The following is a 13,408-nucleotide window of genomic DNA, read 5'->3' as shown; positions in this document are numbered from 1 at the left end:
CCCGAACCCGCCCCCCGCGAGGAAGAGGCGACCGTGGGAGCACCGAGTGCGGAAGATCCGAGCCTGGAAGAACTGGAGGCGCAGGAACGCCGCCTGGTCTTCAAGCGGTTCAGCCACGAGGACGCCTGGGAACTGGGCTCGTTCCTCGTCGACCTGGCCCGGGTGCGCGACGCCCCCGTCGCCATCGACATCCACCGCGCGGGCCAGCAGCTCTTCCACGCCGCCCTCCCCGGCTCCACCCCTGACAACGACGCCTGGATCGCCCGCAAGCGCCGGGTCGTCGAGCGGTACGGCTCCGCGTCGTACCTGGTGGGCGCCCGGCACCGGGCCAAGGGCACGACGTTCGAGGAGTCCTCGCGCCTGGACCCCGACACCTACGCGGCCCACGGGGGTTCGTTCCCGATCACCGTCGAGGGCGTCGGCGTGATCGGCGCGGTGACCGTCTCGGGCCTCCCCCAACTCCAGGACCACCAGCTCGTGGTGGAAGCACTGGAACACTTCCTGGCCGACTGACGCCCGTCCGCGCCGGCGAGGCGGTCGTCGGTCTTCGTGCGGGGCGGGAGACGGTGAAGTCCGACCAGTTCATCGGGTTGGCGGCACTGAGCCGCTTTCGGTCTTCGCTCGAGCAGGCCAGGTGAAGAATGAGGACGACTCGTGGATTTCGAGGGGTCGGCCCGCTCCGCACCAACCGCATCACCGACATCGTGAAGAAAGTTCTCGTTCTTCACCACCCGTCAGCGTGAGGGCGAAAAGCGCTCACCTTTTACCGGACCTCCCCATCATCCACACGATGAGGAACCCCACGAACAACATGACGACGAAGAACACATACACAAGAGTCATGTCTTCATCCCCTTTCATGTCTCCGAAGCGGAGCCGCTTCGTGCGTACACATCCGATGCCAGGACTGTCGTCGGCCAAAACGAATTCGAGGAAGTCCAGCCTCGATCTTGCATGACGGTCTGTCGACGGATTCGGCGGACCGTTTTGCTTTCTGTGACTGATGTCGGGCAGGCCGGCGGCCCGGTTGTCGCATCAAATGGGCGCCGGGTTCCACTTCTCCGGGTCGGGTGGTGCTGTCGTCGGGACGGAGAAGGTGTTGTCAGGTTGAGCCGGTGGCCTCGGGGCCGGGGTGATCGTCGGGTTCGTCGATCACCAGGGGGCGGCCGCCCTGCGGAGTGTGCTCCGCAGGGCTTCGGCCGCTTGAGCCGCTCCGCCCGCTCCTGGCGCTCGTCGTCGGCCGGGCGCAGGTCGTTCCCTTCCTCACCGAGCGGGGAGTCGTGGCCTGCGCGCGCCGTCTGCGGCGGCTCCTACCGGCCCCCTCGATGGGTGGCATCGTCGGGCCCTGCCGCGCTGTTCCGGCGAGGAAGGCCGGCGTCGGTCACCTCGTGGACGGTGCTCGGGACAGCCGGAGACGGGAACCTCGCGTGTTCCGCGGCCGGTTCGACTCCTCCCGGACCGGTTGCCGCATCCGTGCCGGACGTGGACATGTACGCGTTGCCGTAGCCGCTCGAGTCCTGCCACTGGCCCCGATGCGACGGTTCGCCCCGGCCGGCGTAGGCGTCCGGCGTGGGAGGCCGCTGTTCCCGGTAGCCGTCGGCCGGGTAGCCGTCGCCGTGGTGGCCGTTCTGCGCGGGGACGTACTGACCGTCGTGGGCGAGCTGCCCTTCACGGCCGGTGCGGTCGCCATAGCCGCCGGCCCCTTCGTGGCTTTCCCTGCCGCCGTAGCCGGCCGCACTGCCGTCATGGGCAGACCGATCGCCGTACGCACCCGCCTGGGCGTCGAACACATGGGCAGGGTAACCGGGTTGCCGGCCCTGATACGGATCGGGCTCCCGGTACGTGGAGGGCTGCCTGGCCTCGTCGCGGAACGCCGGACGACCTCCGCCGCTCTGGTTCTGCGTCGTCTCGAGAGCCGCACGCAGCTCCTCGCGCAGCAACGAACGCCCGACCGGGTCGAGTTCCCGGAGGTCCTGCGGCCCGCCGGCGGTGTAGCGGTTGTCGTCGAAGCCGATTTCGGCCGCCGTCCGCAGGGGAGGAGCCTCGTGGGCCTGCTGTTCCGGGATGATGGAGGCGACGGTGAATTCCGCGCCCCCCATGACCTGATCGCCGCCGTCACCATGAGTGATCGCCTCCGGCAGCATGACCAGCGACGTCGTACCGGCCTGCTCGCCGGAGGGGCGCAGCTGGACGCGAATCCCGTGACGGGCGGAGAGCCGGCCGACGACGTACAGTCCCATGTGCTGCGAGATCTCCGCGTCCACGGTCGGCGGTTTCGCCAAACGGTGGTTGATGTTCGCGAAGTCCTCGGGGGTGAGGCCGATGCCCTTGTCGTGGATCTCGATCATGATCCGGCCGTCGGGCAGGCGCGTCGCGGCGACGGGGACCTTGTTCTGGGGCGAGGAGAACGTGGTGGCGTTCTCCATCAGCTCGGCGAGCAGGTGCACGAGGTCCGACACGGCGCGGCCGTGGATCTCGGCCTCGGGAACACCGGACAGCTCGACGCGCTCGTACTGTTCCACCTCGGAGGCGGCGGCGCGGAGGACGTCGACCAGCGGGATCGGCTGGTCCCAGCGGCGGCCGGGCTCCTCGCCCGCGAGGACGAGGAGGTTCTCTCCGTTGCGGCGCATACGGGTCGCGAGGTGGTCCAGCTTGAAAAGGTGCTCCAGCTGGTCCGGATCGGCCTCGTTGTTCTCCAGATCCGTGATGAGGGTCAACTGCCCCTCGATCAGGGACTGGTTGCGGCGCGACAGATTGGTGAAGATCGCGTTGACGTTGCCCCGCAGCAGTGCCTGCTCGGCAGCGAGGCGGACCGCCTCGCGGTGCACCTGGTCGAACGCGCGGGCGACCTCGCCGATTTCGTCGGTCGTCGTGATCGGGATGGGCTCGACCCGGGTGTCGACCCGGCCCGGATCCGTGCGGGAGAGCTGGTCGACGAGCATCGGCAGCCGCTTCTCCGCGACGTCGAGGGCGGCCGACCGCAGCCGGAGCATGGAGCGGCTCATCTGCCGGGCCATGAGTCCGGCGAGGAAGGAGGTGACGAGCAGACCGACCAGGACGACGGTCGCCGTGACGATGGCCTCACGATTTGCCTCGCCGTCGAGGTCGGAGGTCCTTTCCACGGCATTGCCGATGAGCTTCGTCTCGATGGTCCTGTAAGCCTCGAACTCGGCAGTGGTGGTGGCCCACCACGACTCGGGGGTGACAGCCCGCGCGGCCAGTGTCGCCCTGGTGGCGTCCGGCGCGGCGATGAGCGCGAGGGCCTTGTCGGGGGCCGGCGGGGCCACGAACTTCTCACCGTTCGCCTTCGCTTCGGCCGCGGCTTCCTCCGCCCTGGTCCCGGCCTCGGCCTTGAGCTGCCTCTGCGCCTCCTCCAGCGCGGTGATGTCCTCCTCGCTGCCGCCCGAGAGGTACTCGTGGGTGGCGATCCCCTCGAGGTAGGCGTACGAGGTCAGGGCGACGCGTTGCTCGGCGGCATCCGCGGCGTCCGGTCCGTTGACCAGAAGGTGCATACCGATGGCGCGCTGAAGGGAGATCGCGCTCTTGGACATCGAGATGGCGTAGAGGGTGCGGCCGTACCCGGTGACGTCGGTGGTGCCCACACCGAGTTCGTTGGAGAGCTCCAGCAGGGGGTGCTGAATGGCGAGGTATCCCTCTTCGGTCCCGACGCCCTTGAGAGCGTCGGTGTAAGCGGCGGCGCGGAGGTCGTCGAGCTTCGATTCCTGCTCGAGGAAGGCGTCGAGGCGGCGGTTGAGGGTTTTCGTTTCCGGCGCGTCCTTCACCACGGCGTGGAAGTCCTCGGCCGCCTTGTCGGTGGCCACACGGGCTTCGACGACGCGCTGGTCGTCCTTGGCCGCGCGCAGCAGGGGCTCGACGGACACGTCCCGCTCTTCCTGCAGGCGGTGGCCGTAGACGAAAGCCGCCTGGACCACGCGGGCGGTCTTCTCCGCGGTGACCGCCGCCTGCCAGTCGCGGAACGATCCCTGGATCTGGACCGTCCCCATCACCAGACAGACCACCACCGGCAGGAACAGGATCGCGTTGAGCCGGGTGGGCATGCGCCAGTTCCCTGGGGTGAATCGGCTTGTGCTGCCCTTGGGAGTGTCCTCGCCAGTGACCTGCGTGGGCGATTCCGCGGCCCGCGACGGAGGGGTGAACTGTCCCCCCGACTGCGACGCGCGGCCCGTCGTGTTTCGCCTCACTCGACCAACAACCTCTCGATGGCGGCACATGACGTATGCCGTTGATGTGTCCAGGCCCGCACAGCAGGGCAGTTCGGCGCATTCCAGCACGCCGGTCCGTGCTCTTTCAAACAAGGCGTCGACCGGTTACTCCGACATTAACTCCCGAGGTATTCCGGACGTAAAGAAGGTGTTGTCAAGTTGTCTATCAGCCACCCTGTCCCATGGACAACTCGACAACACCTTCCTAGGTGTTCTCCCAGTACCCTCCGCGATTCGCCACGGTGCGCGGCGATTTAACACCCAATGCGCGCAGGCAAAGTCCGCCGAGGGTACTGCCAACCGCCCTGTGATTCCGCGATGATCGCCTCTGCATCCGGCGGCGAAAGCAACCCGCCGGTACCCCACGCCACGTCAACTCCCCTCCCTGGAAAGGCCCGAGAAGGCCGTCCGAGAAGACGTGCGTCACTGGAGGAAGAAAAGGCATGCGCACCACTTTCGCGGGCGTCTCCGTACGGGCCGCCGTGGTCGGCACGGCGACCGCCGTCGCCCTCGGTCTGACCGGCACCACCCCGGCACAGGCCGCCTACCCGAGCGGCTACAGCGTCAAGGGCATCGACACCAGCCGCTGGAACCACGGCTCGGCGATCAACTGGAACAGCGTCGCCGCCTCGGGCCAGAAGTTCGTGTTCCACAAGGCGTCCCAGAGCACCGGCTGGGTCGACCCCTACTTCAACCAGGACTTCAAGGCCTCCGCCGCCGCGGGGCTGATGAACTCCGGTTACCACTTCTACGCGGAAGGCACCGGCAGCGCCCAGGCCGACCACTTCATCAGGACCCTGCGCAACGCCGGCTACACCGGCAAGGCCGCCGGCCAACTGCCCCCGGTCATCGACCTGGAGCACCACAACGGCGCGTGCCCGGCCTACGCCACCACCACGCACGTCAGCACCTTCATCAGCAAGATCAAGTCGTCCTTCGGCGTCGCCCCGATCGTCTACACCTCCAAGTGGTTCGTCGACGACTGCCTGAAGGGCAACGGCAGCGTCTTCTCCACCACCCCGCTGTGGCAGCCGCGCTACCAGAGCGGTTCCAACGAGCCGGCCGCCCTCCCCGGCGCGAACCGCTCCTGGTCCTTCTGGCAGCACAGCGAGACCGGTTCGGTCTCCGGCATCAGCGGCAACGTCGACCTCAACGTCTACCGCGGCACGCTCACCCAGCTGCGCGCCATGGCCAACATCGGCACCGGCACCACCCCGGCTCCCGCCCCGCTGCCGTCCTGGCCGGTCCTGAAGAACGGCGCCACCGGAGTGGACGTCAGGGCACTGCAGTACCTGCTCAACGCCCGCGGCCACGCCACCACCGTGGACAGCAGCTACGGCCCGGCCACGCAGAGCCAGGTCACCGCCTTCCAGCGCGCCAACGGGCTGGCCGCCGACGGCGTCACCGGACCGGCCACCTGGTCCAAGCTGATCGTCACCGTCAAGAGCGGCTCCACGGGCAGCGCGGTCAAGGCCGTCCAGACGGAGCTGAACTCCAAGGGTTACTCGCTGACCGTCGACGGCAGCTTCGGCCCGGCGACCCTCGCCGCGGTGAAGTCGTTCCAGTCCTCCAAGGGGCTCGCCGTCGACGGAAGCGTCGGCCCGGCCACCTGGCAGACCCTCATCGGCAGCTGACCGCCCGACGGACAGGGCCACGGCCCGCTTACCCGTCGGCCGGGCGAGACGGCCCGCACCCTCACCGGTGCGGGCCGTCGTCGTCCCTCCGGGCGACTGCGCCGTGGTGGTGGGTCACCGATGCAGGGCGGCCCGTTCGACCACGCTCCAGGTCGTGCTGGTGACGATGTACAGCGCGGCGGCCAGCGGCAGCACGGCCACGGTGATGAGCGTGAGGAACGACATGAACGGCATCACCTTGGCCACCGCCCCCATCCCCGGCACCTGGTCCACCGCGCCGCCCGCGCCCGACGCTCCGGAGCCCCCGGGCCCTCCGGAGCCCCCGGACAGCGCCGAGTTCGCGGCCATCGTCCGCCGCGTCAGCCGGTAGCTGAAGAAGGCGACCGCCGCGACGACCGCGAACAGCCCGACGTACACGAGCCCCGGCACGCCGAACGGCCCCCCGTCGCCCAGCGCGTCGGCCCAGCGTCCGCCCAGCGGCGCGGTGAACAGCTCGTGTCCGAGCAGTCCGTTGGGCCGCCCGCCGATCGTGTCGCTCGAGAACAGGTGGTACAGCAGGAAGAACGCGGGCAGTTGGAGGAGGCTCGGCAGGATTCCGGACAGCGGTGACACCTTCTCCCTGGTGTGCAGTTCCAGTACGGCCCGCTGGAACTTCTCGGGGTTGCGGCCGTACCGGCGCCGCAACTCCGCGATCTTCGGCTGGAGTTCGGCTCTGGCTCGCTGCCCGCGTGCGGCGGCCCGGGACAGCGGGTGGACGAGGAGCCGTACGAACGCGGTGAACAGGACGATCGCGGCGGCGGCCGCGGAGAGACCGAACAACGGCTGGAGCAGGTCGGCCAGTTGCTCGACCAGGCTGGCGAAGACGGACATGGGTGAGCCCTCCGGGGGTCTCGTCGTGCCGGGACGGAAGTGTTGAACGGCGGCATGACGACCCGCGCGGGGTCACGCGTGGTGAGGAACCTGAACCGGACCCACGGGTACCGGTGCCCTACACGGCGGTCGCCGGGAGGGCGTGTCCGGGTGCTCTGGGCCGGGTGCGCCCCCGGGCGTCGGGGTCGCGCTGCGGCAGGAAGGCGGTACGCCGGTCACGGTCGCGCAGGGCCGTACGCACCCGGGTGGGCGGCACGACGGGCGCGCAGCGCGCGAGGACGACGGCGCAGGCGGCGAGCGCGGCACCGGCCGCGGCGGTCGCGGCGAGCGCGACGGCGGCGGAGAGCCCGCCGGCGTCCAGCAGCAGGAGCAGAAGCAGGGGCAGGAAGACCCGGGGCAGCGAGAGAAGCCCGGCGAGGACACCCCAACGCGAACCCGTCCGGCTACGGATCACTCGCCACACCCCCTCTCCCTCCCCTTCGCCTCGCGCATCAGGCCCCTGTACGACACGACAGATCGTCGTGCTCATCCCAACGTCCAGGACGGTACGACGGTTCCCGGACGGGCCGCGCGGGCCGCGCAAGCGGGCGCAGGACCCGTGCACCGGCGCCCCGGCGTCCGTGCGGCCCATCCGCTCCATCGGCTCCCGTGTGACGGGACACTCTCCCCCTCCTGCCACCCGTCGGCAGTACGGTGTCACCCATGCGCCCCGACACGCCCGCCGAAAACGTCGACCACACCGCCGAAGCGGCACGCCTGGAGCGGACCGCCGGCTTGTATCCCGAGGACGCCGAGGCCCTGCTGCTGCGGGCCGCCGCCCACCTGGAACTCTCCGGCGACCGCTCCGCCGCGGCCGCCCTCTACGACCGCCTGCTGGCCGCCGACACCGGGCGGACGGAACTGGAGAACCCGTACCTGGTCCGCGCCCTGAAGGCCTCGAACCTGTGGGAGTACGGCCACGAGGCGGAGGCCCGCGCGATCATCGACGGCATCCGCACCGCGGCCCCGCGCGACGCCGCCCCCTGGGTGGTCGTCGCGGAGTCCCTGGAGACGCACGACGAACTGGAGGCGGCGCACGAGACGTTGACGGAGGCGGTCCGCCTCCTCCTGACCGACGTCCCGGAGCCCCCGTCCGCCACCCACCCGCTCCTCTTCGGCCGCCACCGCGTCCGCCGCATGCTGGGCGTCCCCCACGACGAGTGGGACGCCCTCGCCGACACCGTCCACAGCCTGCCCGTCACCCTGGACGAACTCCACGACCCGAAGCGCGTCTGGTCGCTCGGCTCGGAGAACCCGGCGGAGCTGGAGGCGGAGATCTCCCGCCTCCGAGCGGAACTGGGTGCCTACCGGACCGCCCTGTCCCGCCCCTTCCCGGTGGCGGTCCTGCACTGGCCGGCCCCGGAACTGGCCGAGCTCCTGGAGGCGTACCCCTCCCTCACCGCCGAGTACCCCTCCCACGAGGAGCACCTGGCCACGGTGGAGACGGCCCTGCGCGAACTCGCCGCCTCCGGCATCCCCAACCTGGGCATCGTCACCGGCACCGTCCCCTCCTACGAGGCCTTCGCCGCCTCCGAGGCCACCACCCCGGACGACACCGACCTCCTCCCCCAGTACGCGACCACCCTGGCAGCCCGCGGCCGGGCCACCCCCTGGCCCCCGCAGCGGTCGGCCCCCTGCTGGTGCGGCTCGGACCGCCCGTACGGGCAGTGCCACGGCGCCTGAGCGGCGAACAGCCGGGACAGCAGCCCTGCCCCGCCCCCCCACAGCGAGCCCGACGACCGTCATGAAGGGCCGCTCGGGCCAGGGCCTGTCCGGCGCGGGTCATGCCGCAGACGCGGGGCCGGCACGCCCTCCCCCGCCTTGCATCTGCGCGCACCAGCCGCAGCTCACCGCCGCTGACAGGGCGCCGTCGATTTCCTGCGACCTGATCCGCCGGACAGGCCTAGTGCTGGAGCTTCGAGGTGAGCTTCGCCTGCATCTTCTGTGTCGCCAGGCGCAGGGCTTGGGTGAGTGCCGTCTCGGACGGGGTGCTGGGGTCCTCGCGGGTGAAGCAGAGGCGTGCCTGCGGCCCCGAGATGGTGATGGCGATGGGCGGGTACCCCTGCGGGGTGGGGAGGGTCTGCGCGAGTGCCGCGATGCCGGGTTGGGTCTCCTCGATGTTGCGCGCGTAGCCGCGCTGCCTGACGTTCTCCAGTTCGGCTTCGAGGGCCGTGCGGGTCGGGGTGGTGGTCTTCGCCGCGTGCGGGAGGGGTTCGTTCGGGTAGATCCGGCGGAGCTGGTCGACCGTGAGGGTGGCGAGGAGGGCTCGTCCGCAGGCCGAGGTGTGCGCGGGGAGGATCGTTCCCGCGCGGGCTTCGATGCGCATGTGGTGCTGTGAGGCGAGGCCGTAGATGTAGCGCACCGCCTGCCCTTCGAGGACCGCGAACTCCACGGTCTCGCCGGTTGCCGTCTGCAGCTCGAGCAGGTCGTCCTGGATGAGGTGGGTGAAGTCCGTGTCGGCGTGGGCGGGGCGGGCGCCGGTCATGGCCGGGCCGAGGCGGTAGCCGGGGCCGTCGAGCGAGCGCCGCATGAAGCCGTTCGCCTCGAGGGTGGCCAGGAGCCGGTGGGCGACGGAGGTTCCCACACCCAGTTCGCCGGCGGCGCGGGCGAGGGTGACGACCGGCTCCTGCTGCGCCAGTGCGAGCAGTCGAAGTGCCCTGTCCACAGTTTGGAGAGTGTTCACGCCCCGATGTTCCCACATATAGGGAATGATTGACTAGTCGCTCCCTGATAGTGGATTCTCTCGATGTCCGCAGGCGAACGCACACTCGAACGAGTGTCTTTGCGTGGCGCGGACTCCTGGGCGCGAGACCACCCCCTTGCCTGCCCGTGGCGTAAGTGGCCGTTGAGGCGTGAACCGCCGGTGAGTTCGTGCGACGTGCCGCGCAGTGAGAACACTAAGGAGAGTGAAGCGATGACAGTCAGTGAACTCGACGGGCGGGCCGAAGCGGTCCGGCCGGACACGGCACCGGAGGGCCCGGAGGCCGGGAGCGGTACCCCCACCGCCCGGCGCGCGGTCGTCAGTGGCGCGCTGGGTTCCGCGCTGGAGTGGTTCGACTTCTCCGTGTACGGCGCGCTGTCGGCCACGGTGTTCCCGCAGCTGTTCTTCCCCGACCTCGCGCCGGGCACCGCGCTGCTGGCGTCGTTCGCGACCTTCGGGGTCGGGCTGGTGGCACGGCCCCTGGGCGGCCTCGTCTTCGGCATGCTGGGCGACCGGCTCGGCCGCCGCAACGTCCTCATGTTCACGCTGCTCCTCATGGGCGCGGCGTCGGTGCTGATCGGCCTGCTGCCGACCTACGGCACGGTGGGAATCGTGGCTCCGCTCGCGCTGGTGGCACTGCGTTTCCTGCAGGGCTTCGCCCTGGGGGGCGAGCACACCGGGTCGCAGCTCATGGTGATGGAGCACTCGGCGAGCCGGCGCCGCGGTCTCGCGGGTGCCCTGATGTCGGTGGGATCGCCGATCAGCCAGGTACTCGCCACACTCACGCTGACCGGACTCGCCGCGTGGCTCACCGAGGACCAGTTCACCGGCTGGGGCTGGCGGATCCCCTTCCTGATGAGCGTGGCGCTCATCGCCATCGGGTACTACATCCGGCACCGCATCGAGGAGACTCCCGCCTTCCTCGCCAGCGAGGGCAAGAGCGAGCAGCCGGCCCGCGGGCTGCTGAAGCAGCACCGGAAGACCGTGCTGCTGCTGGTGCTCGCGTGGGCCGCGCCGGGAGCGCTGTACTACATCACCGTCACCTTCGCCATCAGCTACCTCACGGGCCAGCTCGGATTCGACAAGAGCTCCACCTTCGGGCTGATGGTCGTCGCGAACTCGATCTCCATCGGGGCAAGCCTGCTCGGCGGCTGGTCCAGCGACCGGATCGGACGGAAGCGCGTCCTCTTCACGGGTCTCGCCGTGCTGCTGGCCTTCCTCGTCCCGTTCTTCCTGATCCTCGACACGGGCAACTGGTGGATGGCCGCGCTCACCATCACGGGTGCGCTGTGCGGTGTGCAGTTCATGACCGGATGCCAGGGGGCCTTCTACGCCGAGGCGCTGCCGACCCCCGTCCGCTACACCGGATCGGCTCTCGGACTCACCGGCGGAAACATGCTGTTCGCCGCACCGGCGCCGCTGCTCGCGACGTGGCTGATGCAGATCTCGGGGAACGGAACCCTGCTGATCACCGCCTACGGCCTGCTCACGATCCTGATCTCCGCCGTGGCGATCCGCCTGCTCCCGGACCGTACCGGCCGGCGACTCGACGCGTGACGGGGACCGACCGCACCCTGCCGTACGCGCCCCCGCATTCCCCCCACCTGCCTGAATCCTCACCCGAGGGAGAGAAACAATGACCGACGACGCAGCTCGCGCCGCCAGCGTGGTGACCGAGGAAGACCTTCGCCTCCTGAGGGAGCTGAAGGTCAAGGACCGGCTGCACGACCTCGAGGTCGCCTATTGCCGCGGCATCGACCGGCGTGACGCCCAACTGCTGAAATCGATCTACTTCGAGGACGCCTTCGTCCGCCTGGGCAACATGAAGGAAGGCGGGGTGGACGAATGGGTGAACTGGATCATCGACGAGTTCAAGCCCCGGTTCGAGAACACCACCCACTACCTGCTGAACGAGTGGTACAAGGTGGACGGGAAGACCGCCGAGGGGGAGACCCACCGCCTCTCGTACCACCGGTTCGGGGACCCGTCACGCGAACTGATCGCCGCCAGCCGCACCTTCAACCGGTACGAGGAGCGGGACGGCGTCTGGAAGATCACCTTCCGCGAGGTGATCCGGGACTGGATCCACGAACGCCCCGTGGACCGGGAGCTGTTCACCGGCGGGTTCGCGATGGAGATGAGCGAGCCCGGCCCCGCGGACAAGAGCTACGAGGTGCTCTCGATGTTCGGCCGCGGCCCGCTGCAGCCCGAGTGACCCCTGGTCCCGTACCCGGCCACAGCCCCGCCGACCGCGGGACGGGCCCCGTGCGGGAACCCGCACCACCATGAGCACCGATGACCTCGCCCCTTCCCCCGGGGCGGGGTCATCGGTTTCCCGGCGCCACCGCCGCCCGCTCAGCCGTACGCCGTGCCCTCCCCTCTCCACCGCCTCCCCCCTGCGGGGGAGGCGGATCCCCCGCGCACGGGATCTTCCCTCGGCGTCCGACGGCTGTACTGGAGGCACCCGACGTCAAGGGAAGGACACCCGATGCACCTCTGGACGAGACGACGCTTACTGCTCTCGACCGCCTCGGCGGCCTCGGCGGCCGGTCTCGCCGCAATGGCGTCCGCTCCGGCCCACGCCCTGACCGGGACGCCTCCCGCACCCACCGGCGACGACATCGTGCGACGTCTGGGCTCCCTGCCGGGTGTGCGGATCGTGGAGGAACGGCCGGACGCCGCACCGGGATACCGCTTCTTCGTGCTCGGACTGCGCCAGCCGGTCGACCACACCGACCCCTCGGCCGGCACGTTCGAGCAGCGCCTCACCCTGCTCCACACGTCCGCCGAGCGCCCCACCGTCCTGTTCACGACCGGGTACGGAGCCGCGCTCACCTCCCGGTTCACCGAACCGACCGTCCTCCTGGGCGGCAACCAGCTCCAGGTCGAGCACCGTTACTTCGGCACCTCACGCCCCAGCGCCCATGCCTACTCCCACCTGACCATCCGACAGGCCGCCGACGACCACCACCGCGTCGTCCGCACCTTCCGCCGGCTCTACCCCGGCGCGTGGATCTCCACCGGCGGCAGCAAGGGCGGCATGGCGAGCGTGTACCACCGCCGCTTCCACCCCCACGACGTGGACGGCACCGTGGCCTACGCGGCCCCGAACAACGTCGACGACCGCGACGACTCCGCCTACCTCCGCTTCCTGGAGACCGTGGGCACGGCCGCCGACCGCGAGGCGATCAAGGCCGTCCAGCGCCGGCTCCTGCTGCACCGCGCGGAACTGGTCGCCCGCTACGAGGCCGCGAGGACCGCCGCCGGGGACACCTTCCGCATCGTCGGCAGCGCCGACAAGGCGTTCGAGATCGCCGTCCTGCGCGTCCCCTTCATGTTCTGGCAGAACGGCGGCAGCGCGGCGGACCTCGCCGCCGTTCCCGGCCCGGACGCCACCACCGACCAGTTGTACACCTGGCTGGACGACACGGCGGGCCTGGCCCTCTACGCCGACACGATCGCCCGCGTGTACATCCCGTACTGGTACCAGCTCGGCACCGAGATGGGCTATCTCGACGTCCCCACCGCCCACCTGGCCGGCCTGCTGCGCCACCCGGGCGCCATCGAGCCGCGTTCCTTCGTCCCCCGTGACATCCCTCTGCGCTTCGACCCGGACGCGATGCCGGACATCGACCGCTGGGTCCGCCGCAGCGGCACCCGCCTGCTGTTCGTCAACGGGACGCAGGATCCCTCGACCGCCGAGTCCTTCCCACCCGGCCGCCACGACTCCCGCGTCCTGTGGGTCCCCGGCGCCAACCACCACACCACCATCGCCGACCTCCCCACCCCGGACCGCACCGAGGCCACCGCGATGCTCACCCGCTGGGCCGCCCGTTCCCGAAGGGCCTGACGGGCACCTTGCGACACACGGGCTCCACAGCCACGAGAGTCGCCCCGCGGCCGTGGAGCCCGGCTGCCCACTCGGCCGGCTCGAACAGCCC

Annotated in this window: 10 protein-coding genes; 6 read left to right on the top strand and 4 right to left on the bottom strand. The window is 70.2% G+C overall.

Going from position 1 to position 13,408, the window contains the following annotated elements:
* Positions 1-33 precede the first annotated feature (33 nt).
* Positions 34-513, top strand: a complete 480-nt coding sequence (locus tag AC6F7H_RS18170; protein WP_500761903.1) for a heme-degrading domain-containing protein — start codon at positions 34-36, stop codon at positions 511-513.
* A 797-nt stretch (positions 514-1,310) separates the two neighbouring features.
* On the opposite strand, the gene AC6F7H_RS18165 is transcribed toward AC6F7H_RS18170, so the two are convergent.
* Complete coding sequence (locus tag AC6F7H_RS18165; protein WP_500758004.1) at positions 1,311-4,058, bottom strand: sensor histidine kinase; 2,748 nt, start codon at positions 4,056-4,058, stop codon at positions 1,311-1,313.
* Positions 4,059-4,666: 608 nt separating this feature from the next.
* Here AC6F7H_RS18165 and AC6F7H_RS18160 point away from each other — a divergent pair.
* Complete coding sequence (locus AC6F7H_RS18160; protein ID WP_500758003.1) at positions 4,667-5,857, top strand: GH25 family lysozyme; 1,191 nt, start codon at positions 4,667-4,669, stop codon at positions 5,855-5,857.
* A gap of 114 nt (positions 5,858-5,971) precedes the next feature.
* Here the strand turns inward: AC6F7H_RS18160 and AC6F7H_RS18155 are convergent, their stop codons facing one another.
* Positions 5,972-6,727 (bottom strand): YidC/Oxa1 family membrane protein insertase, encoded by a 756-nt coding sequence (locus AC6F7H_RS18155; protein WP_500758002.1) that lies wholly within the window; start codon positions 6,725-6,727, stop codon positions 5,972-5,974.
* Positions 6,728-6,845: 118 nt separating this feature from the next.
* Positions 6,846-7,181 (bottom strand): DUF6412 domain-containing protein, encoded by a 336-nt coding sequence (locus tag AC6F7H_RS18150; RefSeq protein WP_500758001.1) that lies wholly within the window; start codon positions 7,179-7,181, stop codon positions 6,846-6,848.
* Between the two features lie 248 nt (positions 7,182-7,429).
* Here AC6F7H_RS18150 and AC6F7H_RS18145 point away from each other — a divergent pair, with 248 nt between their 5' ends.
* On the top strand, positions 7,430-8,449 hold the full coding sequence (locus AC6F7H_RS18145) for an SEC-C domain-containing protein (RefSeq protein ID WP_500758000.1): 1,020 nt from the start codon (positions 7,430-7,432) through the stop codon (positions 8,447-8,449).
* Positions 8,450-8,669: 220 nt separating this feature from the next.
* On the opposite strand, the gene AC6F7H_RS18140 is transcribed toward AC6F7H_RS18145, so the two are convergent.
* A complete protein-coding gene (locus tag AC6F7H_RS18140; protein WP_500757999.1) occupies positions 8,670-9,431 on the bottom strand; it encodes an IclR family transcriptional regulator in 762 nt (253 codons plus the stop codon).
* 249 nt (positions 9,432-9,680) lie between these two features.
* On the opposite strand from AC6F7H_RS18140, the gene AC6F7H_RS18135 reads away from it, so the two are divergent.
* The 3 genes from AC6F7H_RS18135 (at position 9,681) to AC6F7H_RS18125 (ending at position 13,317) form a co-directional block, all read left to right on the top strand.
* Positions 9,681-11,024, top strand: coding sequence for an MFS transporter (locus AC6F7H_RS18135; protein WP_500757998.1), 1,344 nt, complete (start codon positions 9,681-9,683; stop codon positions 11,022-11,024).
* A gap of 79 nt (positions 11,025-11,103) precedes the next feature.
* The gene (locus AC6F7H_RS18130; protein ID WP_500757997.1) at positions 11,104-11,682 is read left to right on the top strand and encodes a nuclear transport factor 2 family protein; all 579 of its coding nucleotides are present in this window, start codon (positions 11,104-11,106) and stop codon (positions 11,680-11,682) included.
* A gap of 273 nt (positions 11,683-11,955) precedes the next feature.
* Positions 11,956-13,317 carry a S28 family serine protease gene (locus AC6F7H_RS18125; protein ID WP_500757996.1) on the top strand — a complete coding sequence of 454 codons (1,362 nt, stop codon included), beginning with the start codon at positions 11,956-11,958 and terminating at the stop codon, positions 13,315-13,317.
* Positions 13,318-13,408: the final 91 nt, after the last annotated feature.

The organism is Streptomyces sp. MMS24-W38, assembly GCF_059889265.1.
The sequence above is the reverse complement of the archived record's forward strand: the minus strand, read 5'-3'. Positions and strand labels throughout refer to the sequence as shown.

Bases quoted from the DNA above. Each gene is read 5' to 3' on its own strand.
- AC6F7H_RS18145 (WP_500758000.1), top strand. From the start codon at position 7,430: ATGCGCCCCGACACGCCCGCCGAAAACGTCGACCACACCGCCGAAGCG.
- AC6F7H_RS18130 (WP_500757997.1), top strand. From the start codon at position 11,104: ATGACCGACGACGCAGCTCGCGCCGCCAGCGTGGTGACCGAGGAAGAC.
- AC6F7H_RS18125 (WP_500757996.1), top strand. From the start codon at position 11,956: ATGCACCTCTGGACGAGACGACGCTTACTGCTCTCGACCGCCTCGGCG.
- AC6F7H_RS18160 (WP_500758003.1), top strand. From the start codon at position 4,667: ATGCGCACCACTTTCGCGGGCGTCTCCGTACGGGCCGCCGTGGTCGGC.
- AC6F7H_RS18135 (WP_500757998.1), top strand. From the start codon at position 9,681: ATGACAGTCAGTGAACTCGACGGGCGGGCCGAAGCGGTCCGGCCGGAC.
- AC6F7H_RS18165 (WP_500758004.1), bottom strand. From the start codon at position 4,058: ATGCCCACCCGGCTCAACGCGATCCTGTTCCTGCCGGTGGTGGTCTGT.
- AC6F7H_RS18155 (WP_500758002.1), bottom strand. From the start codon at position 6,727: ATGTCCGTCTTCGCCAGCCTGGTCGAGCAACTGGCCGACCTGCTCCAG.